General features: G+C 61.4%; 20 protein-coding genes. 12 read left to right on the plus strand and 8 right to left on the minus strand.

Annotated elements, in window-relative coordinates; translation table 11 throughout:
* The first annotated feature begins 98 nt into the window (after positions 1-98).
* Positions 99-719: a flavin reductase family protein gene (locus LOY70_RS23840; RefSeq protein ID WP_265029527.1), complete on the plus strand. Its 621-nt coding sequence runs from the start codon at positions 99-101 to the stop codon at positions 717-719.
* A gap of 87 nt (positions 720-806) precedes the next feature.
* Here the strand turns inward: LOY70_RS23840 and LOY70_RS23845 are convergent, their stop codons facing one another.
* Complete coding sequence (locus LOY70_RS23845; RefSeq protein ID WP_265029528.1) at positions 807-1,040, minus strand: hypothetical protein; 234 nt, start codon at positions 1,038-1,040, stop codon at positions 807-809.
* 42 nt (positions 1,041-1,082) lie between these two features.
* The gene (locus LOY70_RS23850; protein ID WP_265029529.1) at positions 1,083-1,436 is read right to left on the minus strand and encodes a putative quinol monooxygenase; all 354 of its coding nucleotides are present in this window, start codon (positions 1,434-1,436) and stop codon (positions 1,083-1,085) included.
* A gap of 328 nt (positions 1,437-1,764) precedes the next feature.
* Between LOY70_RS23850 and LOY70_RS23855 the strand changes: the two genes are divergently transcribed.
* Positions 1,765-2,694 (plus strand): AraC family transcriptional regulator, encoded by a 930-nt coding sequence (locus LOY70_RS23855; protein WP_123344450.1) that lies wholly within the window; start codon positions 1,765-1,767, stop codon positions 2,692-2,694.
* A 141-nt stretch (positions 2,695-2,835) separates the two neighbouring features.
* Here the strand turns inward: LOY70_RS23855 and LOY70_RS23860 are convergent, their stop codons facing one another.
* Positions 2,836-4,467: a 5-guanidino-2-oxopentanoate decarboxylase gene (locus LOY70_RS23860; RefSeq protein ID WP_265029530.1), complete on the minus strand. Its 1,632-nt coding sequence runs from the start codon at positions 4,465-4,467 to the stop codon at positions 2,836-2,838.
* A 159-nt stretch (positions 4,468-4,626) separates the two neighbouring features.
* On the opposite strand from LOY70_RS23860, the gene LOY70_RS23865 reads away from it, so the two are divergent.
* On the plus strand, positions 4,627-5,514 hold the full coding sequence (locus tag LOY70_RS23865; protein ID WP_265029531.1) for a LysR substrate-binding domain-containing protein: 888 nt from the start codon (positions 4,627-4,629) through the stop codon (positions 5,512-5,514).
* Here the strand turns inward: LOY70_RS23865 and LOY70_RS23870 are convergent.
* Entirely contained in the window at positions 5,501-6,520 is a 1,020-nt protein-coding gene (locus LOY70_RS23870) for an alpha/beta fold hydrolase (protein ID WP_123417160.1), read from the minus strand. The genes LOY70_RS23865 and LOY70_RS23870 overlap by 14 nt on opposite strands.
* A gap of 217 nt (positions 6,521-6,737) precedes the next feature.
* Between LOY70_RS23870 and metR the strand changes: the two genes are divergently transcribed.
* Positions 6,738-7,655 (plus strand): transcriptional regulator MetR, encoded by a 918-nt coding sequence (gene metR, locus LOY70_RS23875; protein WP_123344446.1) that lies wholly within the window; start codon positions 6,738-6,740, stop codon positions 7,653-7,655.
* A 174-nt stretch (positions 7,656-7,829) separates the two neighbouring features.
* Here metR and LOY70_RS23880 read toward each other — a convergent pair whose 3' ends face one another.
* From LOY70_RS23880 to LOY70_RS23895, 4 genes are all read right to left on the minus strand, one after another.
* Positions 7,830-8,327: a GNAT family N-acetyltransferase gene (locus tag LOY70_RS23880; RefSeq protein WP_265029532.1), complete on the minus strand. Its 498-nt coding sequence runs from the start codon at positions 8,325-8,327 to the stop codon at positions 7,830-7,832.
* Positions 8,324-8,962, minus strand: coding sequence for a LysE family translocator (locus LOY70_RS23885; protein WP_123417158.1), 639 nt, complete (start codon positions 8,960-8,962; stop codon positions 8,324-8,326). The genes LOY70_RS23880 and LOY70_RS23885 overlap by 4 nt, the downstream gene beginning before the upstream one ends.
* A 17-nt stretch (positions 8,963-8,979) precedes the next feature.
* Entirely contained in the window at positions 8,980-9,396 is a 417-nt protein-coding gene (locus LOY70_RS23890) for an NUDIX hydrolase (RefSeq protein ID WP_265029533.1), read from the minus strand.
* Positions 9,397-9,612: 216 nt separating this feature from the next.
* Entirely contained in the window at positions 9,613-10,980 is a 1,368-nt protein-coding gene (locus tag LOY70_RS23895; protein WP_265029534.1) for an HD domain-containing phosphohydrolase, read from the minus strand.
* A gap of 228 nt (positions 10,981-11,208) precedes the next feature.
* On the opposite strand from LOY70_RS23895, the gene LOY70_RS23900 reads away from it, so the two are divergent.
* The 8 genes from LOY70_RS23900 (at position 11,209) to LOY70_RS23935 (ending at position 25,583) form a co-directional block, all read left to right on the plus strand.
* On the plus strand, positions 11,209-13,500 hold the full coding sequence (locus LOY70_RS23900; protein ID WP_265029535.1) for an EAL domain-containing protein: 2,292 nt from the start codon (positions 11,209-11,211) through the stop codon (positions 13,498-13,500).
* Positions 13,497-15,371 (plus strand): putative bifunctional diguanylate cyclase/phosphodiesterase, encoded by a 1,875-nt coding sequence (locus LOY70_RS23905; protein WP_265029536.1) that lies wholly within the window; start codon positions 13,497-13,499, stop codon positions 15,369-15,371. The genes LOY70_RS23900 and LOY70_RS23905 overlap by 4 nt, the downstream gene beginning before the upstream one ends.
* Positions 15,372-15,411: 40 nt before the next feature.
* Positions 15,412-16,371 (plus strand): cytochrome-c peroxidase, encoded by a 960-nt coding sequence (locus LOY70_RS23910; RefSeq protein ID WP_265029537.1) that lies wholly within the window; start codon positions 15,412-15,414, stop codon positions 16,369-16,371.
* Positions 16,368-18,170, plus strand: a complete 1,803-nt coding sequence (locus LOY70_RS23915; RefSeq protein ID WP_265029538.1) for a DAHL domain-containing protein — start codon at positions 16,368-16,370, stop codon at positions 18,168-18,170. Before LOY70_RS23910 ends, LOY70_RS23915 begins: the two co-directional genes overlap by 4 nt.
* Positions 18,167-19,573, plus strand: coding sequence for an ATP-binding protein (locus LOY70_RS23920; RefSeq protein WP_265029539.1), 1,407 nt, complete (start codon positions 18,167-18,169; stop codon positions 19,571-19,573). Before LOY70_RS23915 ends, LOY70_RS23920 begins: the two co-directional genes overlap by 4 nt.
* A 302-nt stretch (positions 19,574-19,875) precedes the next feature.
* Positions 19,876-21,495 (plus strand): FMN-binding glutamate synthase family protein, encoded by a 1,620-nt coding sequence (locus LOY70_RS23925; protein WP_265029540.1) that lies wholly within the window; start codon positions 19,876-19,878, stop codon positions 21,493-21,495.
* Positions 21,496-21,625: 130 nt separating this feature from the next.
* Positions 21,626-23,218: a glucan biosynthesis protein gene (locus LOY70_RS23930; RefSeq protein ID WP_265029541.1), complete on the plus strand. Its 1,593-nt coding sequence runs from the start codon at positions 21,626-21,628 to the stop codon at positions 23,216-23,218.
* Positions 23,219-23,273: 55 nt separating this feature from the next.
* A complete protein-coding gene (locus tag LOY70_RS23935; RefSeq protein WP_265029542.1) occupies positions 23,274-25,583 on the plus strand; it encodes a glycoside hydrolase family 3 N-terminal domain-containing protein in 2,310 nt (769 codons plus the stop codon).
* Positions 25,584-25,587 lie beyond the last annotated feature (4 nt).

Consider the following 25,587-nt stretch of genomic DNA (forward strand, 5'->3'; position numbering starts at 1 on the left):
ACCAAAAAACCGCGTTCGGCGCGGCCAGTGCTGACAAAGTCGTTGCCCCGCTGCACTATCGCCGACATCTCCTTGAATTCGACCGGACCCTCAGCCCCATGCCCGACGATATCCACTACTACGAACCCGCCAACGGCCACGGCCTGCCCCACGATCCGTTCAATGCCATCGTCGGCCCGCGTCCCATCGGCTGGATTTCCTCCCAGGACGCCGAAGGCCGCCTGAACCTGGCGCCCTACAGTTTCTTCAACGCCTTCAACTACATTCCACCGATCATTGGTTTCTCAAGCGTCGGGCGCAAAGACAGCCTGAACAACATCGAACAGACCGGCGAATTCGCCTGGAACCTGGCCACACGCCCACTGGCCGAGCAGATGAACCAGAGTTGCGCGATGGTCGCGCCAGAGGTCAATGAGTTCGAACTGGCGGGTCTGACGCCGGTGGCGTCACGGGTGATCCAGGTACCGCGCGTGGCCCAAAGCCCGGTGTCCTTCGAATGCAAGGTCACGCAGATCATTCAGTTGCAACGGGCGGACAAAGGGCTTGTGCCGAGCTGGCTGATCCTCGGCGAAGTGGTCGCCGTGCATATCGCCAAGTGGCTGTTGAAGGATGGGGTGTACGACACCGCCGCCGCCGAGCCGATTCTGCGCGGCGGCGGGCCGGCGGATTATTTTCAGCTGGGGCCTGAGGCGTTGTTCAAGATGCATCGCCCGAAGTAAGCGATCACTCCTGCCCGGATCGTTCCCACGCTCCCGCGTGGGAATACCGCCAGGGACGCTCCGCGTTCCGCTTCTGGGAATGCGGACTTACCAGACCAACCCGCCCTCATCGTCGACACCCTTGAGATGGGTCAGTTCCACGGCAGCGGCGTCATCGGCTTCGGTCGCGGTCTTGAAGGACTGGTCTTCAAGCACCTTGTTAAAGCGCGGCGCTCCGGAACCGCCGATGGCTTTCGTGGCAATGGCGGCATGGTAGCCGCCGCCTTCCTTGGGGATCACAGCGGAAACAGCTTCAAAGGTTTCAAAGGCTTTACGTGCCATGTTTGTGCATCCTGGCGGTGGGAAATGACCGCCATTAAACCTTCAACCGGCCAGTTTGTGTACCTTCGCCAGGCACGCTTCGGTCGCTTGGGCGGCGGACACGTCCCTGAAGGTGTGGAAGTCCAGGCTGCTCACCACCAGGTCTTGCACCAGCTCGGCAAATATCGCCATCGCAGGGGAATTGAAGTAGGCATCCATGGCCGCCTGATTGACCCAAAGCCCGGACACCAGCCACAAATCGGCGTCGCATTGCGAATGCTGCAAGGCGAAGTGCAGGCACCCGGGCGCCTGGCGCGAAGGCGCGATCAGCGTACTCAGGCGAGCACCCAATTGCTTCGAGCAACCGGCACGAGCACGGACAAAAGCCATGTGACTGACGGGGATCTGTGTAGACATGTTCAACCCTCCCAGGTCATCCGTTGTGCAGCCGGGGACAGGCCGCGACAGGATCAAAGGTTAAGCGCCGCACTGCCAGCTTCGTTAGTCGATTCCTGCCGACCCATTGCACAATCCTGCGCGGCGACGTAACCGAATCAGCCATCACCCGGCTGGAAACCCCGGAGGTTGAAACAAAAGATTTCAAGCAAGTTTACCCGGTACCGCGCAGTCCTGATGGCCTACGCCGTGCAGGATCAGGCAAGCTTTCGACAGGATGTGGCTACCCATGGGCCTTGCACAAACATAAGCTCAGTCCATCTGCTCTCTATTTCCCGAGGATCCCGGCATGTCGCCACTCGACCACGCCCACGTCCCGCTGGACACGCACTTGGAACAACAGCGAGCCGAGTTGGCGTCAATCATCGACCGCAATACCAGCGAAGACGGCAGCTACGCCACGGCCATCGGCTCACTGAACCTGTCGCGCCACAGCAAGCCCCAGACATTCGCCCCGGTGCTGGCGCAACCGGCACTGTGCATCATGGCCCAGGGCAGCAAACAGGTGCGCCTGGCCGACGAATTGTTCGATTACGATCCGTTGCATTACCTGGTGGTCTCGGTGTCGATGCCGTTGAGCGGCTGCATGGCCAACGTTACGCCCGAACGGCCGATCCTGGCCCTGCGCCTGGACATCGACCCGGCGGAAATCACCGCGTTGATCGCCGATGCCGGCCCGCTGGGTGTGCCGACCCGCCCCGCCGGACGTGGCCTGTATGTCGAACGCCTGGACACGCCGATGCTCGACGCCGTGCTGCGCCTGGCGCGGTTGCTGGACAGCCCGAAAGACATCGCCATGCTCGCGCCGCTGGTGCGCCGGGAGATTCTGTATCGCCTGCTGCGCAGCCCACAGGGCTATCGGCTGTACGAAATCGCCATCGCCAACAGTCAGAGCCATCGCATCAGCCAGGCGATCAAATGGCTCAATGGCCATTTCGAACAACCGTTGCGCATCGATGACCTGGCCCGGGAGGTGAATCTCAGCGTCTCGACCCTGCATCATCGCTTCAAGGCCATGACCGCCATGAGCCCGTTGCAATACCAGAAGCAACTGCGCCTGCAGGAGGCCCGGCGGCTGATGCTGGCCGAAGGACTGGAAGCCTCGGCGGCGGGGTATCGGGTCGGTTATGAAAGCCCATCGCAGTTCAGTCGCGAGTACAGCCGCTTGTTCGGCGCGCCGCCGTTGCGGGACCTGGCGCGGTTGCGGATGATCGTCTGATCCAAGGTTTGTGTGGGCTGCGCCGGCCTCATCGCGAGCAAGCTCGCTCCCACAGGGGATCTTCATTGAACACAGATTCTCTGTTCACAACAGGCCCCATGTGGGAGCGAGCTTGCTCGCGATAAGGCCAGTAAAAACACCTCAACACTTCGATGTCCAAACACCCTGGTCAATCTCAATCAACGTCGGCCCCTGCCGCTCACGGGCCGCCAGCAATGCGGCACGCAGCGACGGCACATCGTCGATGGCTTCGGCGGCGCAGCCCAGGGCCTTGGCGACCGCGATGAAATCCGGGGTGTAGATGTCCACGCCCACCGGCTCGATGGCGCGGTTGAGCATGTATTTCTTGATCTCCTCATAGCCCTGGTTATTCCACAGCAGCACGATCACGGGCGTGCGCGCCTCGACGGCGCTGGCCAGTTCCGGCAGGGTGAATTGCAACCCGCCATCGCCGATCAGGCACACCACGGGAGGGCGACCGTGGCCTCGGTCATTGCCGCCGAGCCAGGCGCCGATGGCCGCCGGCAATGCATAGCCGAGGGTGCCGTAGCCGGTGGACGAATTGAACCAGCGACGCGGCTGCTCCAGGTTGAAGGTCAGGTTGCCGGCGTACACCGGTTGGGTGGAGTCGCCGACGAAAACCGCGTCGGGCAACGCCTGCAAGACACTGTTCAAAAAGACCGTCTGGGCGCGGGTCGGCGCATCCCAGCCGCCGTCAAGATCGGCGCGCAACCGTGCCGCGCGAGCCGAGCCCCAATCAGCGCGGCGCGCGGCCAAGGTTTGCGAGTTCAATGCATCGAGCAGGGCCCGGGCGGCGCTGCGAGCGTCGGCCACCAATGCCAGTTGCGGCAGGTAGTTGCGCACGGTCTGGTCCGGATCGATGTCAATGCGCAGCAGCGCCCCGGGGATCTCGAAGCCGCCGGCGAAGGTGATGTCGTAATCGGTCTCGGCCAGTTCAGTGCCGATGGCCAGCACCACATCCGCTTCGGCCACCAACGCGCGGGTGGCGACCAGGCTCTGGGTGGAGCCGATCAATAACGGATGCCGGGACGGCAACAGGCCCTTGGCGTTGATGGTCAACGCCACCGGCGCGCCGAGGCGTTCGGCCAGCTCGGTCAATTCAGCCGCGGCCTCGATGGCGCCCCCACCGGCCAGGATCAAGGGGCGCTTGGCCGATGCCAGCTTTTCGGCCATCCGCCCCACGGCACGTGGCGCGGCACCGGCGCGGCAGATGTCGACCGGCGCGCTGGCGAGCAAGGCATCGGCGTCTTCAACCAGCACGTCCAATGGAATCTCGATGTGCACCGGCCGTGGACGCCCGGCCTGGAACAAGGCGAACGCCCGGGCCAATACGCCGGGCAGTTCAGCGGCAGACATCAGTGTGTGGGAAAACGCCGCGACCCCGCCCACCAGCGCGCTCTGGTTCGGCAGTTCATGCAACTTGCCGCGGCCGCCGCCCAATTGGCTGCGCGACTGCACGCTGGAAATCACCAGCATCGGGATCGAGTCGGCATAGGCCTGGCCCATGGCGGTGGTGATATTGGTCATGCCGGGGCCGGTAATGATGAAGCACACGCCGGGCTTGCCGCTGACGCGGGCATAGCCGTCGGCCATGAAGCCGGCGCCCTGTTCATGACGCGGGGTCACATGGCGGATGCTGGAACGGGCCAACCCGCGGTACAACTCCACGGTGTGCACGCCGGGAATGCCGAACACCTGCTCTACGCCATAGCCTTCGAGTAACTTGACCAATACTTCGCCGCACGTTGCCATTGCCACTGCCCTTTTTCTTGTCCAGGACGCGACCCCGCGCAACACGCCGCAGGGTCCTTTTGTGTTTGGGAATGGCGTTATTGGAACGGTCGGGCCATAGCGGCAACAATGGATAAAAAGTCATACTAGCCATGTCCTTACGTCATGGCTGAGCTCCACATGAAACGACTTCCTCCGCTTCCAGCGCTGCACACGTTTCTGATCACGGCCCAATGCTGCAACTTCACCCGCGCCGCCGAACAGCTGCACATCACCCAAGGCGCGGTCAGCCGACAGATTGCCGGGCTGGAAGATCATTTGGGCTATGCGCTGTTCCAGCGCCAGGCACGGGGACTGAGCCTCACCGCCGAGGGCCAGGCTTGGCTGCCTCGGGTGCAGCAGGTGTTCAGCCTGATCGGCGAGGCGGTGGAGCAGGTCGGCGAAAAGCGCCAGACCCTGCAACTCAAGGCCCCGACCTGTGTGATGCGCTGGTTGCTGCCGCGCCTGCTGCAATGGCAGAAGGAACGGCCGGACGTGCCGGTGGAACTGACCGCCACCGCCAGGCACGGCGTGGATTTCCAGCGCGAAGCCTTCGATGCCGCAGTGATCTATGGCCCGCCACCCGACGCCTCATTGGCGTGCCTGCACCTGTTCGATGAACAGCTGACGCCGGTCTGTTCCCCGCCGCTCCTGCAAGGTCCGACGCCGCTGCGCTCGCCGGTCGACCTGCAACAACACTTGCTGCTGCACCCCACCCGTGACGAACGCGACTGGAACGCCTGGCTCAATGCGGCCGACGTGCACTTGAACAACCTCAGCAAAGGCCAGCATTTCGAAACCTTGGACCTGGCGATGTCCATGGCCTCCCAAGGCACGGGCGTGGCGATTGGCGACTGGTCGCTGATCGGCGACGACCTGAACGCCGGCAGGCTGGTGATGCCGTTCGAACTGAAGGTCAAGACCGGGTTGGGTTATCACTTGGTGCACCCGCGCAAACCCGGGGCATCGGAGCCGTTGCAGGAATTGATGGGGTGGTTGGTTCAGCAGGCGCAGGCTAGAGCAGATTAGGCGCCTGCACCGGCTCGATCTGCGCCCAGTGCGAGGTGTCTTCGCGATGCTGTTGCAGGTAGGGCAACACCGCCCCCAGCAACGGCGCCTTGAACGCATCCTGAAAGCGATGGGCCAGGCCTGGGATCAGTTTCAGCTGGCTGCCCTGGATATGCGCTGCCAGGTGCACGCCATGCATGACCGGCAGCAACGGGTCAGCGGTGCCGTGGACGACCAGGGTCGGCACCCGCAGTTGGTTGAGCAGCGCCACCCGGCTCGGCTCGGCCATGATCGCCATGATCTGACGCTTCACCCCCTCGGGGTTGAAGGCCCGGTCATAGGCCAGCGCGGCCTGATGCAACAGAGCCTCGCGGTCGTCGACCACCATCGGACTGCCCAGGGCGGCCAACAGATCGGCCTGCTGTTCCAGGGCCATTTCGCGATTCGGCGCACCGCGCCGGGACAACAGTTGCACCAGTCGTTCGCTGGGGGCGGGCAGGCCTTGGGCGCTGGAACTGGTCATGATCAGGGTCAGGCTTTCGACCCGCTGCGGCGCCATGGCCGCCATGTGCTGGGCGATCATCCCACCCATGCTCGCGCCCAGTACATGGAAGCTTTGCACATGCAGCGCATCCATCAACCCCAGCCCGTCGTCAGCCATGTCGGTCAGGGTATACGGCGCGGAGACGGGCAAGCCGAGCTTGTAGCGCAAGGCTTCAAAGGTCAGGTTGGCGCTGCCGGGGGCCTGTCGCCAGGTGGACAACCCCACGTCGCGGTTGTCGTAGCGGATCACCCGGAAACCCTGCTCGCACAGGGCAACCACCACTTCGTCCGGCCAATGGATCAACTGCCCGCCCAGCCCCATCACCAACAGCAACGCCGGATCCGAGGCACGACCAATGCTCTGGTACGCCAGGCTCACCTGATCCAGATCGACCCGTTGGGTCGCAACGTTGACATCACAACGAGAGGCCGCCAACGACGGCAGGCCGCAAAACAACGCGGCCAGGAAAATGAATACACGCATGAAGAAACACCGAAACGCAGAACCCCAGTAGAGCGCGAGTCTGATGAAATTTGTTCAAGCGCGCTGCCACAGTTGCGTGACAGTTTGATGAAGTTTGCCGAGTGGTTGCCATACCGAGCTGAAACCTAAAAGAGGGCACTGTTATCGACAGCCCGCGCCACATGAGACAAACTCAACCCATTCGTAATTACCACAAGTTTTCCTCATGGAGCCTACGGTGCTTGAAATCCGTCACCTCAAGACCCTGCACGCACTGCGCGAGGCCGACAGCCTGGTCGAAGCCGCTGAACGCCTTCACCTGACCCAGTCCGCCCTCTCCCATCAGTTCAAGGAACTGGAGGAACGCCTGGGGATGCAGTTGTTCGTGCGCAAGACCAAACCGGTGCGCTTCACCAGTGCCGGCCTGCGTTTGCTGCAATTGGCCGACGCCACCCTGCCCCTGTTGCGCGGCGCCGAACGGGACATCGCTCGCTTGGCGGGCGGCACCGCCGGGCGTCTGCACATGGCGATCGAATGCCACAGTTGCTTTCAATGGTTGATGCCGACCATCGACCAGTTCCGTGACGCCTGGCCGGAAGTCGAACTGGACCTGGCCTCGGGCTTCGCTTTCGCCCCGCTACCGGCCCTGGCCCGGGGCGACCTGGACCTGGTGGTGACCTCCGACCCGCTGGAACTGGCCGGCATCACTTACGTGCCGCTGTTCACTTACGAAGCGATGCTCGCCGTGGCCAACCAGCATCGACTGGCGGGCAAACCCTACATCGTGCCCGAAGACCTGGTCAGCGAAACCCTGATCACCTATCCGGTGGAGCGGGACCGGCTGGACATCTTCACGCGATTCCTGGAGCCAGCCGACATCGAACCGGCCCAGGTACGCACCTCTGAACTGACGGTGATGATGATGCAATTGGTGGCCAGCGGCCGAGGTGTGTGCGGCATGCCGCACTGGGCGCTGCATGAATACAGCTCGCGGGGTTATGTGAAGGCCAAGCGGCTGGGGGAGAAAGGCCTGTTTGCCACGCTGTACGCGGCGGTGCGCACCGACATGCTCGACGCGCCGTACATGCGCGACTTTTTGCTGACGGCCAAGGACACTTCGTTTTCCACATTGGATGGGGTCAGTGCGGTGCGCTGAAGCGCGGTCTTCTGTGGTGAGGGGATTTATCCCCGCTGGGCTGCGCAGCAGCCCTCAAACCAGCCAACTCGGTGTGTCAGGAAGATTGAGTTCGCTGCTTTAGGGCCGCTTCGCAGCCCAACGGGGATAAATCCCCTCGCCACAAAAAAGCTCAACAGTCATGGTCGGGTGGGCTTAGAGTTCGAGCCACATGTGGATTTTGTCGAGGTATTCCTCGCCCACCCGTATCGCCATCGGCTCGAGGCCGTACAGCACGAAGCCGCAACGCTGGTAGAGCTTGATAGCCGGTTCGTTGCCCGCAGTGACGGTCAACTGCACCAGGCGCAGGAAGCGATGGCGGCGGGCTTCGTCGAGGGCCGCTTGCACCAATTGGTAGCCGAGCCCTCGATGGCAATGGGCATCGGTGACATACATGCCGAACAGCGTCACCTTGTGCCGGGCCTTTTCCCGGGGTTCCAGGGACAGCCCGACAATACCCACCAGCTCATCCTCCACAAACGCCCCCAGCAACACATCGAGCCGGCTGGTCAGGCGTGACTCCCACCAGTTGATGGGCAGCGTCGCCCGCTCATTGACGCTGGAGGTGAAGGCCTGCGGATGCAGCGCGTACGCCTGGAGCATCAAGTGGCGATACGCCTCGACATCGCCCGCCCTCAGCCGTCGAATGCTCACGCCGAACGCCTTTGCTCAAGCATCAGGCGCAGGGCCAACGCACCCAGCACAAACCCCATGAAATAACGCTGGGCCGCCAGCCAGGTGGGATTGTGGACGAACCACGAGGCAATGCCCGCCGCGAACAGGGCAATCAGCAGGTTGACGCTGAAGCTGACGCTGATCTGGGTCAGCCCCAGGATGATGCTCTGGGTGAACAGCGAACCGTGTTCCGGGCTGATGAACTGCGGGAACACCGAGAGGTAAAACACCGCGATCTTCGGGTTCAGGGCGCTGGTGAGAAATCCCATGGTGATCAACTTGCGCGTCGAGTCCGCTGGCAGCTGCTGAGCTTCGAAGGGCGAGCGCGCGCCCGGCTTCACGGCCTGCCAAGCCAACCAGAGCAAGTACAGCGCACCGGCCCATTTCAATACTTCATAGGCCATGGGCACCGCCAGGAACACCGCCGTCAGCCCCGCTGCCGCCGCGAACATGTGCACGAAAAATCCCGCCACCACCCCCAGCAAGGACGTGACACCGGCCTTGCGACCCTGGCAGATCGAGCGGGAGATCAGGTAGATCATGTTCGGGCCGGGCGTGAGCACCATCAACAACGCGGCGGCGGCGAAAATCAGCAGGTCCGGCAGTGGAATCATGGGCATCGATCCTTGAGTCAGCAGGTCACAAGAGGGGTGGCTCGATAAAACGGCAGGATCACCTCGCCTGTCAACGGCGCCAACACAAGATCGCCGTCACCGGCCGGATCGATCCAGCGGACTTCCTCAATTTCAGCGGCGGGAGACACCGGGGCGTCGATGGTCAGCAAAAACACTTCGGCCTGCACGACAAAGCCCGGCTCATTGGCGGCCGGCGCACTGAACGCGCCCAGGTAGCGGGCCTGTGCCGGGTCGATGATCAGCCCAAGTTCTTCATCCAGTTCCCGGGCCAGGGCCTGGACCGGCTGTTCATGGGCCTCGATTTTGCCGCCCGGCTGCATGAAGGACAGGGTGCCGCGCTTGCGCACCAACAAGGTTCGACCGTCCGGCCCGATCAACAGGGCGGCGGCGATACGGATGAGGGAAGTGGTCATGAGTGAGCGAAGCCTTGGGCGGGAAAATGCCGGGGAGATTACAGACCAGAGCCCGCAGGAGCAAAGCCTCGCCCCGTTTCAGCCCCCCACACATCCCCTGTGGGAGCGAGCTTGCTCGCGATAGTGTCCGGCCAATCAACAATGCAGTCACTGACATTCCGCTATCGCGAGCAAGCTCGCTCCCACAGTTCGAACGGTGACATCTCCAGAACCGCATTACCCCAACATCGGCTTCGGCGCCGAAGGGTCTGCTGCCTCCTCGGGAATTTTGACGAACACGCTGTACCGGGCCCCTTCCATCGCTTCGAAGGCGATGAGTTTTTCCACCAGCGGGCCGCTCAGGATCTTGCCGGCGTTGAGCAGCAGCATGCCGTTGTCGGCGTTGAGGTTGCGGGCCAGGATCATGCCGGAGGCCAGTTCGCGGGTGGTCTTGACCTCCACCGTCGGGTCGGAGAGGGTCACGTCCTCCAGGTATTCGCCGCAGGCCTTGATGAAGTCCTCGATCATGTCCGGATCGTACAACTTGCCGGCGTATTTGCGGATGTAGACCAACGCTTCGTCGCTGTTCATCTGCCGCTCGAGAATCAACCCGCGCTGCAACTCGATGAAGTCCACCGCCAGTTTCAACAGCCGCGAACCGAACGGAATGGCCTCGCCCTTGAGATGTTCGGGGAAACCGCTCCCGTCCCAGCGTTCCTGGTGATGGCGAATGATCCGTGCCGCGTCTTTCATCGGGTCCAGGGTCATCAGCAGCGATTCGCTCTGCTTCGGATAGGCCCGGTACAGTTCAAGCTCGCTGTGGTGCAACAGGTCGGCGGGCGTGGTCATCATGTTATCGGTCCAGCTCAGCTTGCCGATGTTGTAGAGCGCCGCGGCCATGGTCAGGTCGCGGTCGGTGGACTCGTCCAGGAAATGCAGCCGGCTGTAGACCCTGATCAGCTCGATGATCTGCCGGTTGGTCTGCTTGGCCTTGGGCAGGCGCAAGTTGGCGATCAACGAAAACACTTCGGTGCTGGTTACGTAACTGCGCTTGAGCTCGTCGTAGGCCAGGTCGAGCATGTCGGCGGTCTGTTGCAGCTCGGAAGTGCGCGAGGCCACGCGTTTTTCCAGGGTGGCGTTCAGCGTCTTGAGTTGCTGGTTCTGCTCGCGGTTCAGCGCTTCGAGGCGCTGGCGTTCGCTTTCAGAATGCTGGTGGGCCAGGGCCTGACGCAGCGCCTGCACCAATTCCTCGTCATTCCAGGGCTTGCTGAGGTAACGATAGAGCTGCCCCTCGTTGATGGCCTTGGTCATCATGTCGACATCGGCATAACCGGTGAGCAGGATGCGCAAGGTCGACGGATAGAGCTTGCGAATCTGTGCCAGCAGCGTGGCGCCATCCATGTTCGGCATGCGCGCGTCGGTCATGACCAGGTCGACCGGCCGCTCCTTGAGGATTTCCAGGGCTTTGGCACCGCTGTCGGCCAACAGAATCTCATACGGCTGACTGCGCAGTAACCGACGCAGGCTGCTGAGAATCGATTCTTCGTCATCGACCAGTAGTACCGTAGGTTTTCTGACCGGAACGTCCGGCGCTTGATCTTCCATTTCCACCCCCTCCTGTTAACGACAACCGTTCTACCGCACCCCTGAAGGACAGGCTAGTAGATTGCGTTCATTTAGTCACAATTCGCCATTGCTGGCCGAGCGCATCCCCATGAGCCGACTATGCTGTACCTCATGAAGGGCCATGTACAGGCCAGAAGACTCATGCCAGAGAAAGGGATATCAGATGTTCCCACGGTTCTATCGTCAGCATCGCCGCGGTGCACGGCCATGAGCCTGCCGACGGAGAAAGGCAATCGGCGGATCCTGATCGTCGACGACACCCCGACCATCCATGAGGATTTTCGCAAGATCCTCAGCCCCCAGACGGCCCCCGAAGACAGTCTGAGCAGCGCCGAAGAAGCCCTGTTCGGCGCGCCGGTGGCGGTCGCCCAGCAGCGTTTCGAGCTCGACTCGGCCTTCCAGGGCATGGAAGCCCTGAACAAGGTGGAATCGGCGCTGGCCGAGGGGCAGCCTTTTGCCATGGCCTTCATCGACATGCGCATGCCCCCGGGCTGGGACGGCCTGGAAACCATCGAGCGGCTGTGGCGGGTCGATCCCAAGCTGCAAGTGGCCCTGTGCACCGCTTACTCGGACTATTCCTGGGAAGACATCTCCGAGCGCCTGGACCTGGGCGACCGGCTGCTCATCCTGAAAAAACCCTTCGACGCCATCGAGATCCGCCAGATGGCCAGCGCCTTGACCGTCAAATGGCAAATGACCGAAGACGCGGCGCTGAAAATGGACATGCTCGAACGGGCGGTGGAAGAACGCACCCGGGAGCTGGCCGACGCCAACATCATCGTGCAGAACAGCCCGACCATTCTCTATCGCCTGCGCGGCGAGCCGCCGTTCCCATTGATGTACATCTCCCACAACATCACCAAGTTCGGCCATGTGGCGGCACAACTGATCAACTCGCCCGACTGGGCGCAAGTCCTGATCCACCCCGACGACCGGAGCAAGGTCGACACCGCCATGGTGCGCGTCCTTGACCGCGACACGGCGGGCGCTTCGATCGAGTTTCGCATGCGCACCGGCGACGACACATTCCGCTGGGTGGAAAACCGCTACATTCCGGTGCGCAACGAGCAAGGCCTGCTGCTGGAAATCGAAGGCATCATCCTCGACATCACCGAACGCAAACTGGCCGAGGAGAAAATCGCCCTGCTGGCCCGCACCGACGGCCTGACCGGGCTGGCCAACCGCGCCACGATGATCGAGCGCCTGCACCAAGCCTTCGCCGCGGCTCGCCGGGGGGCAGCGCCGTTTGCGATGTTTTACCTGGACCTGGACCACTTCAAGCGGATCAACGACACCCTGGGCCACCCCATCGGCGACCTGTTGTTGCAGGAAGTCGCCGCACGCATCAAGGCCTGCACCCGGGAAAACGACGTGGTGGCGCGCCTGGGCGGCGATGAATTTGCCATCTTGCAGCTGGATGTCCACGAAGCGACCCATTGCGCCGCCCTGGCGGGCAAGATCCGCGATGCGCTGGTGGCGCCCTACGCCCTGGACGGCAACGACGTGCGGATCTCCGTGAGTATCGGCATCGCCCTGTACACCCCGCAAAGCCTCAGCGCCGACAGCCTGATGGCGCAGTCCGACATGGCCCTCTACCGCTCCAAGGAAAAGGGCCGCAACCAGTACCATTTCCATAACGAGGAAATTAACCAGGAAGTGACGGATCGGGTCGCCCTGGCCAACGACCTGCGCCTGGCCATCGAACATAACGAACTGCAACTGCACTACCTGCCGGAAGTCGATCTCGGCACCGGCAAAATCCTCGGCATGGGCGTGCAGGTGCGCTGGAAACACCCCCATCGTGGCTGGTTGGAGCCGGCGGCCTTCATGCCGGCGGCCGAGAAGACCGGGATCATCATTAGCCTGGGCCATTGGGTGCTGGACCAGGCCTGCCAACAGATGCGCCAATGGCGCGACCAGGGCATGGCGCCCCCGGTGATCGCCATCGACCTGTCCCTGACCCAGCTCAAGACCGGCCCGGAGCTGATCTACGACGTGCTGCGCACCACCGCGCGCTGGGAACTGGCACCCTGGGACCTGCGTTTCGACGTCACCGAAGCCACCCTCGCCCAGACCAAGTGGACCCACAACGATGTGCTGCCGCGCCTCTGCGAATTGGGTGTGCAGATTGCAATCGATGATTTCGGCACCGAGTACTCCTCGTTCGATTACCTCAAGACCTACCGGGTCAATCACCTCAAGCTCGCCCAGCGGTTTCTCGACAGCGCCAACGACGACCCGGAGAACGCCACGACCCTGCGGGCCATCATCAACTTCGCCCGGGATGTCGGCATCGGCATCATTGCCGAAGGTGTCGAGACCCAGGAGCAACGCTCGACCCTGATGTCCAGCGGCGGAGCGATGCAGGCCCAGGGGCATTACTTCAGTACCGTGGTCGACAGCGGCCAGGCCGCCGAACTGCTCAAGGTCGGAACCATCGTTCCCGTCACCGACCACTGGACCCGGCCGCCGAGCGAGCTATCGGAGAGCACCCCATGAACCCCATGTCAGTACCTGCCAATCGGCGGATTCTGGTGGTGGACGATACACCGGCAATTCACCAGGACTTTCGCAAGATCCTCAGCCCCGGCACCAATGGTAATGATTCACTGGACGACACGGAGAGCCTGCTGTTCGGCACGTCCCATGTCAGCCAGCTGCAATTTCAGATCGACTCGGCCTATCAGGGCGAAGAGGCCCTGGAACTGGTCAAGCGCGCCCAGGCCGAAGGCCAGCCCTATGCCCTGGTGTTCGCCGACATGCGCATGCCACCGGGCTGGGACGGGCTGCAAACCATCGAGCGGTTGTGGGAAGCCGACCCGCGCCTGCAAATTGCCCTGTGCACGGCGTTCTCGGATTACTCCTGGGAAACCATGTCTGAACGGATCGAGTTCGACGATCAGTTGCTGATCCTCAAGAAACCGTTCGACACCCTGGAAATCCGCCAGATGGCCAGCGCCATGACCTGGAAATGGCAACTGGCCCAGGATGCCGCGCGGAAAATGCGCAGCCTGGAGCGCACGATCGAAGAGCGGGTCCAGGAGCTGCTCAAAGTCTCCCACCTGCTGCAATACGACGTACTCACCGAACTGCCCAACAGCATGCTGCTGGGCGATCGCCTGACCCAGGCCATGGCCCAATGCCGTCGGCATGATCGGCAACTGGCGGTGATGTTCATCGGCCTGGACCGCTTCAAGCGCATCAATAACGCGCTGGGGCACCCGGTGGGCGATGAAATGCTCAAGCGGGTGGCCCGGGCGCTGGCCACCGTGGTGCGTGAATCCGATTCGGTGTTTCGCTACGGTTCCGATGAGTTCGTGGTGCTGGTGGGGGACGTCAGCGACCCGCAGCAGACCAAAGGCGTGGCCGAAAAACTGCTGAACGCCATCAGCACTCCGCAGCCCATCGACGGCCACGACCTGACCGTCACCGCGAGCCTGGGCATCAGCCTGTACCCGGCCGACGGTTTCGATGCGGTGGCGCTGATCAAGAAAGCCGAGACGGCGATGCGCAACGTCAAGGAAACCGGCCCCAACGATTATCGCTTTTTCACCGAAGACATGAACCGTCGGGCGCGGCAGCAGCAGACCATCGAATCCGGCCTGCGCCTGGCACTGCAACGCAAGGAGTTCGTGCTGCACTACCAACCCAAGCTCGACCTGACCAACGGCAAGGTGGTCGGCGTCGAAGCGCTGGTGCGCTGGAACCGGCCGGATCAAGGCATGGTCTTCCCGTCGGACTTCATCCCCGTGGCCGAGGACAGCGGGCTGATCGTACCGCTGAGCCAATGGGTGCTCCAGGAGGCTTGCCAGCAGGCCTGCCGCTGGCAGGCGCAGGGCATGCGTCCGCTGATTCTGTCGGTCAACATCTCGGCCATCGATTTTCGTCAGCGCGGCTTCGTCGAAGGCATCGCCCGCACGCTCAAGGAAACCGGATTCTCCCCGACACAGTTAGAACTGGAGATCACCGAAAGCGTGCTGATGCAGAACATCGACACCACCGTCGCCACCCTCAAGGCTATCAAGCAACTGGGGATACGACTGGCCATCGACGATTTCGGCACCGGTTACTCGAGCCTGAGCTACCTGCAGAAATTTCCAGTGGACGTGTTGAAGATCGACCGTTCGTTCGTTGGCGACCTGAGCATTGACAGTAACGACGCCAAACTGGTGAGCACCATCATCAGCCTGGGCAAGAGCCTGAACCTGCACATCATTGCCGAAGGCGTGGAAACCCGTGAACAACTGGAATTTCTCAAGCGTCACCAATGCGAGGAGGCCCAAGGGTATTACTTCAGCAAGGCAGTGGAACCACAGGCCTTCGTTGAATGGATGACTGAATGGGAAACCCGCCAGAACCCGTTTTCGTGAATCAGAGCCCATAAACCAAGCGTTTCAAGGAAACCACCCCATGGCATCACATGGACTGATTCTGGCTTTCGGCCTGTTCGTGGGATTAAGCACGGCCGCTCATGCTGAGCCATTGGACGAACCTCTCAAACCGCTGCCTTCGGTTCCAGCACTGGACCCCAAGCGTGTCCAACTGGGCCTGCGGTTATTCAATGACCCACGCCTGTCGGTCAACAACACCCTGTCCTGCGCCAGTTGTCACCGCCTGGACAAGGGCGGTGCCGACGACAAGCCGTTTTCCCTGGGCTTTGATGGCAAACCGGTGGAGGTCAATACACCGACCGTGCTCAACGCCAGCCTGAACTTCCATCAGTTCTGGGACGGTCGCGTCGACACCCTGGAAGAACAGGTGCACGCCGTCGTGACCAGCCCCGCGGAAATGGGTAGCACCTGGGAAGCCGTGGTCAAGCGCATCGCCGACGACCCCGGCTATGCCAAGGATTTCAAGGACGCCTACCCCGACGGCGTGACCAAGCCCAATGTCCAAGGGGCCCTGGCCGATTACGAACGCACCTTGCTGACCCCCAACTCGCGCTTCGACCAATACCTGCTGGGCAATACCGACATCCTGACACCCCGGGAAAAATTCGGTTACCAGCGCTTCAAGGAATACGGCTGCATCGCTTGCCATCAGGGTGTGAACATCGGCGGCAATATGTTCCAGAAGTTTGGCGTCATGGGCGACTATTTCCAGGACCGGGGCAACCTTACCCGCGCCGATGAAGGTCGCTTCAACATCACCGGCGATGAAGCGGACCATCAAGTGTTCAAGGTGCCCAGCCTACGCAACGTGGCCGTCACCGCGCCGTATTTCCATGATGCGTCCGCGCCGACCCTGGAGCGTGCGGTGGAGGTCATGTTCAAGTACCAGTTGGGGCGTGAGCCGCTCAAGAACGATACGGCACTGATCGTCGAATTCCTCAAGACCCTCACCGGTGAATGGGAGGGCAAGCCACTATGACGATTCTCCGGCGCCTTGGCCTGGCATTTCTCGGCCTGTTGTTGGCTTCCGTCCTGCTGTTCATGTACATCCAGTCGGGCGCTCAACAGGCCGCCTCCTACATTGAATCCCGGGACCTGGTTCGCCTGCTCAAGCAGCAGGATGCCATCTGGGACAACGAAGTGCTCAAGTCCAGGGTCGCCCTGACCCACAACTACGATCCCCTGGTTTCCCCCCTGCACGAAATGTCGCGTCTCTGGCAGCGCCTCGACGCGATCGAATCGGAACCGGGTCGCCACGGGCCATCCCTCTGGGAAAACCAGCGGGACGAATACCTCAAGGCGATCAAAGAAAAAACCCGGCTGGTGGAGCAGTTCAAATCCCACAACGCGGTGCTGCGCAACTCCATGGCCTTCCTGCCCGCCGCCGAGGACGATATCCAGGCGCAATTTGCCCGGCTACCGGACGCCGACCGGTTGCAATTGCAAAACGTGGCCATCGACACCTATGACCTGTTGCTCAGCGCCATGGAATTCGCCCAGGTCAGTACCCAGGAGATCGCTGCCGAAGTGTTGCTGGGCCTGAACCGGCTGGACATCAACAAAGAACGTATGCCGGAGGGACTCCAGAACCCCGTCGACATCCTGAGCAGGCACATCGCGTTGATCCTGCGGGAACAACCGCGGGTCAATGCGTTGTTGCAGGGGATCGAAGAAGTACCCGTGGCGACTCGCCTTGACACCATCACCAACCTGCTGGAGAAAGATCAGGAGAAGGCCGCTGCCAAGTATCAGCGCAACCACATTTACCTGCTGGTGTTCGCCACGCTGCTGGTGCTGATTCTGATCTGGCTGGCGATCCGGCTGATACGCAGCTTCGCCGAGATCAAGCGGGTCAACAACGCCCTGCAAACCGCCAACGACGTCCTGGAACAACGGGTCGAAGAGCGCACCCGCCAGCTCAAGGACACACAAAGCGAATTGATGGACACCGCCCGCCAGGCCGGCATGGCGGAAATCGCCACCAACGTGCTGCATAACGTGGGGAACGTGCTCAACAGCGTGAACATCTCCGCCGACCTGGTCACACGCAAACTGCGCAGCAGCAAGGCCCTGGGGCTGGGCAAGGCGATGCAACTGATCAACGAGCATTCCCACGACCTGGGGCACTTCCTCTCCGAGGACGAAAAAGGCAAGCTCCTGCCCGGCTACCTCAACCAACTGGTGGACGCCATCGCGCTCGAGCAGCAAAGCCTGACCGACGAATTGGCCCAGTTGAGCAAGAGCGTGGACCACATCAAGGACATCGTCTCCACCCAGCAATCCTATGCCGGCGCCAGCAGCCTGCTGGAGCCGCTGATCGTCAGCGAATTGCTCGAGGATGCCCTGCGCATGAACTCCGGCGCCCTCACCCGCCACCACGTAACGGTCATCAAGGAATACGGCGACGTGCCACGCATCATGGGCGACAAGCACCGCTTGCTGCTGATTCTGATCAACCTGATCAGCAATGCCAAATACGCCATGGCGGGGGTTTCCAACCATGCGCGGAACATGACCCTCAAGGCCGCGGTCGTAGACGGCGAGACCCTGCAAATCAGCGTCAAGGACGAAGGCGAAGGCATCCCGGAGGAAAACATGACGCGCATCTTCGCCCACGGTTTTACCACCCGTAAGGAAGGCCACGGCTTTGGCCTGCACAGCTGCGCACTGGCGGCCATTGAAATGAACGGCCAACTCACCGCCCACAGCGAGGGGCCTGGCACAGGGGCGACATTCCGATTGCAAGTCCCCCTCAAACTCGCCGAAGGAGAGCCATGAACAGCTTGAGTAACCGCCGCATCCTGCTGATCGACGATACACCCGCCATTCATGACGATTTTCGCAAGATCCTCACCCCGCAGGATGAGAGCAGCGCCGATTTGCAGGACATGGAAAGCGCGCTATTCGGCGACGCGCCGAAACCTGTCGCCACCGTATTCGAGCTCGACTCGGCCTATGGCGGTCAGGAAGGCCTGAACAAATTGCTGGAGGCCGCTGCCAAGGGGCGGCCGTATGCCCTGGCCTTTGTCGACATGCGCATGCCCGAGGGTTGGGATGGCGCCAAGACCATCGAAGAACTCTGGAAGCGCGACCCGCAGCTACAGGTGGTGGTCTGCACCGCGTATTCGGATTATTCCTGGGATGAACTGCTGGACCGCCTGAACGGCCACGACCGGTTGCTGATCCTGAAAAAGCCCTTCGACAATATCGAAGTCCAGCAGATGGCTAACACCCTGACCACCAAATGGGAAATGACCTCCCGCGCGCAGCTGAAAATGAACAAGCTCGAAATCCTGGTGGAACAACGCACCTTGGCGTTCAAACAGGCCAGCGAGCTGCTGCAAATGGAAATCGACGAACGCAAGCTGCTCGAAAGCCAGTTGGTGCAGTCGGAAAAACTCGCCTCGTTGGGTCAGTTGGCGGCCGGGGTGGCCCACGAAATCAACAACCCGATCGGCTTCATCTCCTCCAACCTGGGCGCCCTGGACGGCTACTTTGGCAAACTCCAGGAAATGCTCGAAGCCTATAGCGGCGCCGAGCAATCCATCGCCTCGCAGGAACTGGTGGTGCAGTTGAAGAGCCTGCGCGACCAAGTGGAGCTGGACTTCCTCATCGAGGACATCCCGATGCTGATCAAGGAATCCAAGGATGGCATCGCCCGGGTCGGGCAGATCGTCAAGGACCTGAAGGATTTCTCTCGCGTCGACTCCAATCAGGAGTGGCAGTTGGCCAATTTGCAGCAAGGCATGGATTCGACGCTGAACATCGTCGCCAACGAAATCAAGTACAAGGCCGACGTGGTCAAGCAGTACACGCCGTTGCCGGAAGTGGAATGCCTGCCGTCGCAGATCAACCAGGTGATCATGAACCTGATCGTCAACGCCGCCCAGGCCATCGGCCCCGAACGCGGCACCATCACCCTGCGCAACGGTGTAGAAGGTGACAACGTGTGGATCGAAGTGGCCGACAACGGTTCGGGCATGCCGCCCGAAACACTGCAAAAAATCTTCGATCCCTTCTTCACCACCAAACCCGTCGGCCAGGGCACGGGGCTGGGGCTGTCACTGTCCTACGGCATCGTGAAAAAACACCACGGCGAGATCACGGTGAGTAGCGAAGTCGGCGTTGGCACCACATTCCGCATTGAATTGCCGATGCGGCAGCTGAAACAGGCGGTCTGACGGGCGCGGTGCAACAACTTCCTGTGGGAGGAGATTCATCAGTGGGAGGGGAGTTTTCCTGTGGCAGAGAGTTTCCTGTGGCAGAGAGTTTCCTGTGGCGAGGGGATTTATCCCCGCTGGGCTGCGAAGCAGCCCCCAAACCAGGCAACTCGGTGCGTCTGTAGATTGAGCTCGCTGCTTTAGGGCTGCTTCGCAGCCCAGCGGGGATAAATCCCCTCGCCACAGATAAGTGCCCTCCCCACAGGACTCGTATTCCTGAGTACCATATCCCCCCATCAAACGCTCAACCCCAAGGAAACCGCATGAGCCTGTCGCTGCTGAGCCGCTACGCCTTCTTTGCTGGCTGCGTGATCTTTACCCTTGCCAGCCTGCCGTTCCTGCAACACGACTGGCTCTGGCCGATGGCACTGGTGACAGGGCTGTTAAGCCTGCTGGGGCTGTTCGACCTGCTGCAAAGCCGCCATGCGGTGCGCCGCAACTATCCGATCCTGGGCAATATCCGCTACCTGGTCGAAGGCATCCGCCCGGAGATCCGCCAGTACCTGCTCGAATCCGACAGCGACGCCCTGCCCTTTTCCCGGGCCCAACGTTCGTTGGTGTATTCCCGGGCCAAGAACGAAAGCGCCGACAAACCGTTCGGCACCTTGATCGATGTCTACCAGACTGGCTTCGAATTCATCGGCCACTCCATGCGCCCAGCCCCGTTGAGCGACCCCAGCGGTTTTCGCGTGACGGTGGGCGGCCCGCAGTGCACCCAGCCGTACTCAGCCTCGGTGTTCAACATCTCGGCCATGAGCTTCGGCTCCCTGAGCGCCAACGCCATCCGCGCGTTGAACCAAGGCGCGAAGCTGGGCAATTTCGCCCACGACACCGGTGAAGGCAGCATCAGCCCCTACCACCGCGAACACGGCGGCGACCTGACCTGGGAGCTGGGCAGCGGCTATTTCGGCTGTCGCACCAGCGACGGGCGCTTCGACCCGGAACGCTTCGCCGCCCAGGCGCAGAACCCGCAAGTGCGGATGATTGAAATCAAGATGAGCCAGGGCGCCAAACCCGGCCACGGCGGGATCCTGCCCAAGCACAAGGTCACCCGGGAAATCGCCGAGACCCGCGGCATTCTCATGGGCGAGGACTGTGTTTCACCGTCATGCCACAGCGCGTTTTCCACACCGATCGAACTGATGCAGTTCGTCCAGCAACTGCGTGAGCTGTCCGGAGGCAAACCGGTGGGCTTCAAATTCTGCCTGGGCCATCCCTGGGAATTCATGGGCATCGCCAAGGCCATGCTGGAAACCGGAATCCTGCCCGACTTCATCGTGGTGGACGGCAAGGAAGGCGGCACGGGCGCCGCCCCCGTGGAGTTCACCGACCACATCGGCGTGCCGCTGCGCGAAGGCCTGCTGTTTGTGCACAACACCCTGGTGGGCCTGAACCTGCGGGAAAAAATCAAACTCGGCGCCAGCGGCAAAATCGTCAGCGCCTTCGACATCGCCAGCGTCCTGGCCATCGGCGCCGACTGGGCCAACGCCGCCCGTGGCTTCATGTTCGCCATCGGCTGCATCCAGTCCCAAAGCTGCCACACCAACAAATGCCCCACCGGCGTCGCCACCCAGGACACCTTGCGCCAGCGCGCCCTGGTCGTCCCGGACAAGGCCCAGCGGGTCTACAACTTCCACCGCAACACCCTCAAGGCCCTGGCCGAAATGCTCGCCGCCGCCGGGCTTGAACATCCTTCGCAATTGCAGCCCAAGCATTTGGTTCGGCGGATGTCGGCTACCGAGGTCAAGTTGTTTTCTCAGTTGCATGTGTTTTTAAAACCGGGGGAATTGCTCACGGGTGAGGTGAATGGGGCGTTTTATTCGCGGATGTGGCAGATGGCGCGGGCGGACAGTTTTGAGCCTTTGGAAGTGGGGGCTGCGTAACCGTGAGCGGAGGGCCCGAAAGCCTCGAATGACCGAAATGTCGACGCTCCCCACCTGTCAACTCTGACAGTAGACGGCTATGTCCCTTCGATTGAACATCCCCCCAGAGTTCAATGACAGGGACGATACTATGTTGACGCGCCGCGATCTGGTGAGTTTCACATCACTCTGTGCAGCATTGGCCTCGTTGCCCCTGCCTATTCCTGTATTGGCCAGCGACGTGAAGCCCGACACCCCGCTCCCCTTCAGCTTTGACACATTGATCCAGCTCGCCGACGCAACGGCGCTCAAGCCCTACGTCAAGTCGACCGCCGTCCCTGAGCACCTGCTGGCGAACATCGATTACGAGGCGCTGGGCAAGGTTCGATTCGACAGCGCACGCGCACTTTTTGCCAACGGGCCCGGCCAGTACCCCGTCACCTTCTTCCATCTGGGAAAATTCTTTCGCACCCCGGTCAAAATGCATGTCGTCACCGACGGCGTCGCCCATGACATCCCTTATGACAAAACGCTCTTCGATATGCCCGCCGACAGCCCGGCCCAGGCGCTCGCGCCCAATAGCGGCTTTGCCGGTTTGCGTCTCCAGGAAAGCCGGCTGGGCAAGCAGAAGGATCTCGACTGGAAGCAGAACGATTGGGTGGCATTTCTCGGCGCCTCTTATTTTCGAGCCATAGGAGAACAGTACCAATACGGCCTTTCTGCGCGCGGGATCGCATTGAACGTCGCACAAGCGGGCATGCCCGAAGAGTTTCCCGCCTTCACCGATTTCTGGATCGAGACACCCGCCGACAATCGCCAGCCGAGCATGACCCTGTACGCACTGCTCGACGGTCCCAGCCTGTGTGGTGCCTATCGCTTCGTGATCAACCGCACCAAAGGGGTGATCATGGACATCGAAACGGCCCTGTTCCTGCGTCAGAACGTCGATCGCTTTGGCATCGCCCCGCTGACCTCCATGTACTGGTTTAGCGAAGCGGCCAAGCGTACCGCGGTCGACTGGCGCCCAGAAATCCACGACTCCGATGGCCTGGCGTTATGGACCGGGACGGGTGAGCATATCTGGCGCCCGCTCAACAATCCTCCGCGCACCATGGCGTCGGCGTTTTCGGACAAGCAACCGCGAGGTTTCGGGCTCCTGCAGCGCGACCGCAATTTCGATCACTACCTGGACGGCGTGAATTATCAGCGTCGCCCCAGTTTGTGGGTCGAGCCGCTCGGAGACTGGGGGGAAGGCAGCGTCCAACTGGTGGAAATTCCCACTGACGATGAAATCCACGACAACATCGTCGCGATGTGGGTACCCAAGGAACCCGCCGAGGCAGGTCATCAATACCGGTTGAAATATCGCCTGCACTGGCTGGCCGACGAACCCTATCCCTCCGATCTGGCACGCTGTGTTGCGACACGGCTAGGGAACGGAGGCCAACCTGGCCTGCCACGTCCCAAGGGTGTGCGTAAATTTGTCGTGGAGTTCGCCGGCGCCCCGCTGAAAAAGCTGCCCTTCGGCGTGAAACCCGATGCCGTGCTCTGGACTTCCAGGGGAACGTTTTCAAACGTATTCACCGAACCCGTGCCGGATGATGAGGCGGGCCATTGGCGTGCTCAGTTCGATCTGAATGTCGAAGGTGGCGACCCTGTGGAGATGCGGCTGTATTTGGGTCTGCAGGGAGGAACGCTCTCAGAGACTTGGCTTTACCAATATCACCCATTCGAGCCGTCGTAAGCTGCGCTGACGCAGCCAGTGCTCAACCTGACGTGCATACGAAGGGTCTGACACCATGAATCTTACGCGCCTTGCCACAGCCGTCCTGCTCGGTACGCTGGCTGCGTTGCTCTGGCTCGAGTCTACGACCGACACCGATGGCGGCTTGGTCAGGCATAAAAACGCCTTTATAGAACAGTTGATCGGGCGGATGACCCTCGAAGAGAAAGCCGGTCAGCTGACTCAAATGGGTATGCAACCCACCCCCACCGGCCCGGTGGTGGATAACAAAAGTTCGCGACCCCTTGCCCTCACTGATGTCGGTTCTGTGCTGGGCGTGTATGGCGCCGAGGACACCCGAAAACTGCAACGCGAAGCCGTCGAAGGCTCGCGCTTGCATATCCCACTGCTGTTCTCCTTCGATGTGATCCACGGCTTCCGAACCCTTTTCCCCGTGCCGCTGGCCGAGGCATCGGCCTGGGACCCTGACTTATCACGACGCACCGCAAGGGCCGCCGCCGCCGAAGCAACGGCAGCAGGCGTACACTGGACCTACGCGCCTATGGTGGACATTGCGCGAGACCCCCGCTGGGGCCGGGTGGTAGAAGGCGCCGGGGAAGACCCGTTTCTGGGTGCGGCGCTGGCCACTTCGCGCGTCCGCGGTTTTCGCGGCGACGGAGCTCCCGACACCTCGAAGATGCTCTCTACCGCGAAACATTTCGTCGGTTACGGTGCGGCCGAAGGGGGGCGCGACTACAACACCTCTGATATGTCCGAACGCACGCTGGAGGAAGTTTATCTCACGCCATTTCGTGCAGCCGTGCAGGCCGGCGTCGATGCGATCATGCCCGGATTCAACGAAGTAAATGGTGTACCGATGCATGCTAATCAATCGTTGCTTAAAGACAAGTTACGCAACGACTGGGGGTTTCAGGGAGTTATCGTCAGTGATTTCAGCGGCATTCACGAACTGATTCTGCACGGGATCGCATCGACGTCCCGAACCGCCACGTTGCAGGCATTCGACGCGACGGTCGATATCGATATGGTGGGCGGCGACTACGCTAGCGAGCTACCGACATTGGTGCGCAACGGTCAACTTTCAGAACGCCAACTGAACGATGCAGTACGACGAATCCTCCTGGTCAAGCAGCGGCTGGGGTTGTTCGAGGATCCCTATCGCTACAGCGATCAGGCGCGTGAACGGGCGTTGCTGCTGACCCTCCCCACCCGTGCGCTGGCCCGGGAAGCCGCGCAAAAATCCATCGTTCTATTGAAAAACGACCACTCGCTGCTGCCGCTGTCCAAGCAACTGCGCAAGCTTGTCGTAGTCGGAGCCTTGGCGAACGATGCGCCATCCACATTGGGCCCCTGGTCAGGCGTGGGGCGGGCCGAAGAGTCGATCACCGTGCTGCAAGGCATAAAACGCGCCGTATCGCCCGGAACGGAGATCGTCTATCTACCTGGAGCCTCGCCCGACGATACCAACCTCGCGCATATCGACCAGATCCAACGCGCCGCCAGCGATACCGATGCGGTAGTTGCCGTACTCGGCGAAACAGCTCAGATGAGTGGCGAAGCCCGCAGCCGCGCCTCCCTTGGCTTGCCTGGTGCGCAGAACGCACTGCTCGCGCAGCTGCTCGAAACCGGCAAACCGTTGGTGGTCATTCTGATGAATGGCCGTCCACTGGCCATACCCTCCCTCGACGAACAGGTACCGGCAATCCTCGAAACCTGGTTTCTGGGTTCAGAAATGGGCCATGCGGTAGCCGATGTGCTATTTGGCGATTTCAATCCCAGCGGCAAACTTCCCATCACCTTTCCACGCTCGGTCGGACAGATCCCTCTTTACCAGGGTCACAAGAACACCGGTCGACCACCGAGCAAAACCAGTGTCTTTTCTTCCAAGTACATGGACGAACCCTGGACGCCGCTCTACCCGTTTGGTCATGGCTTGAGCTACACCACCTTCACCTATGGAACGCCAACCCTCAGTAGGCAGCGCCTGGCCTTCGACGAAACGCTGACGGTACAGGTGACGGTCCGCAACAGCGGTCAACGAGCAGGTGACGAAACAGTTCAGTTGTATTTGCGCCAGAACACCGCAAGCGTGACGCGCCCGGTGCGGACATTGCGTGGTTTTTCCAAGGTTCGACTGGCGCCCGGCGAATCGAAGACCGTCGAGTTTTTACTCGATCAGGACGACTTCGCGTTGCTGGGCACCGATTATCTGCGACTTGTCGAATCCGGGACATTCACTGTTTTCGTCGGGGGTAGCTCCACCACGGACAATCAGGCCAGTTTCGAGGTGACCAAAGGCGCCCAACTGATGGGGCGCGGCTCGGCCATTCCGCGGTGGTTACGCGACGACACGCCCATGCGTTGAGACT

This window comes from Pseudomonas sp. B21-054 (genome assembly GCF_026016345.1).
In the GTDB taxonomy this organism is placed as follows: Bacteria; Pseudomonadota; Gammaproteobacteria; order Pseudomonadales; family Pseudomonadaceae; genus Aquipseudomonas.

What these genes read in the sequence shown, in the direction of transcription:
- LOY70_RS23905 (WP_265029536.1), top strand. Translation starts at nt 13,497, where the DNA reads ATGAACCCCATGTCAGTACCTGCCAATCGGCGGATTCTGGTGGTGGAC.
- LOY70_RS23885 (WP_123417158.1), bottom strand. Translation starts at nt 8,962, where the DNA reads ATGATTCCACTGCCGGACCTGCTGATTTTCGCCGCCGCCGCGTTGTTG.
- LOY70_RS23920 (WP_265029539.1), top strand. Translation starts at nt 18,167, where the DNA reads ATGAACAGCTTGAGTAACCGCCGCATCCTGCTGATCGACGATACACCC.
- LOY70_RS23850 (WP_265029529.1), bottom strand. Translation starts at nt 1,436, where the DNA reads ATGTCTACACAGATCCCCGTCAGTCACATGGCTTTTGTCCGTGCTCGT.
- LOY70_RS23865 (WP_265029531.1), top strand. Translation starts at nt 4,627, where the DNA reads ATGAAACGACTTCCTCCGCTTCCAGCGCTGCACACGTTTCTGATCACG.
- LOY70_RS23900 (WP_265029535.1), top strand. Translation starts at nt 11,209, where the DNA reads ATGAGCCTGCCGACGGAGAAAGGCAATCGGCGGATCCTGATCGTCGAC.
- LOY70_RS23930 (WP_265029541.1), top strand. Translation starts at nt 21,626, where the DNA reads ATGTTGACGCGCCGCGATCTGGTGAGTTTCACATCACTCTGTGCAGCA.
- LOY70_RS23870 (WP_123417160.1), bottom strand. Translation starts at nt 6,520, where the DNA reads ATGCGTGTATTCATTTTCCTGGCCGCGTTGTTTTGCGGCCTGCCGTCG.
- LOY70_RS23890 (WP_265029533.1), bottom strand. Translation starts at nt 9,396, where the DNA reads ATGACCACTTCCCTCATCCGTATCGCCGCCGCCCTGTTGATCGGGCCG.
- LOY70_RS23925 (WP_265029540.1), top strand. Translation starts at nt 19,876, where the DNA reads ATGAGCCTGTCGCTGCTGAGCCGCTACGCCTTCTTTGCTGGCTGCGTG.
- LOY70_RS23860 (WP_265029530.1), bottom strand. Translation starts at nt 4,467, where the DNA reads ATGGCAACGTGCGGCGAAGTATTGGTCAAGTTACTCGAAGGCTATGGC.
- LOY70_RS23910 (WP_265029537.1), top strand. Translation starts at nt 15,412, where the DNA reads ATGGCATCACATGGACTGATTCTGGCTTTCGGCCTGTTCGTGGGATTA.
- LOY70_RS23895 (WP_265029534.1), bottom strand. Translation starts at nt 10,980, where the DNA reads ATGGAAGATCAAGCGCCGGACGTTCCGGTCAGAAAACCTACGGTACTA.
- LOY70_RS23855 (WP_123344450.1), top strand. Translation starts at nt 1,765, where the DNA reads ATGTCGCCACTCGACCACGCCCACGTCCCGCTGGACACGCACTTGGAA.
- LOY70_RS23845 (WP_265029528.1), bottom strand. Translation starts at nt 1,040, where the DNA reads ATGGCACGTAAAGCCTTTGAAACCTTTGAAGCTGTTTCCGCTGTGATC.
- LOY70_RS23915 (WP_265029538.1), top strand. Translation starts at nt 16,368, where the DNA reads ATGACGATTCTCCGGCGCCTTGGCCTGGCATTTCTCGGCCTGTTGTTG.
- LOY70_RS23840 (WP_265029527.1), top strand. Translation starts at nt 99, where the DNA reads ATGCCCGACGATATCCACTACTACGAACCCGCCAACGGCCACGGCCTG.
- LOY70_RS23935 (WP_265029542.1), top strand. Translation starts at nt 23,274, where the DNA reads ATGAATCTTACGCGCCTTGCCACAGCCGTCCTGCTCGGTACGCTGGCT.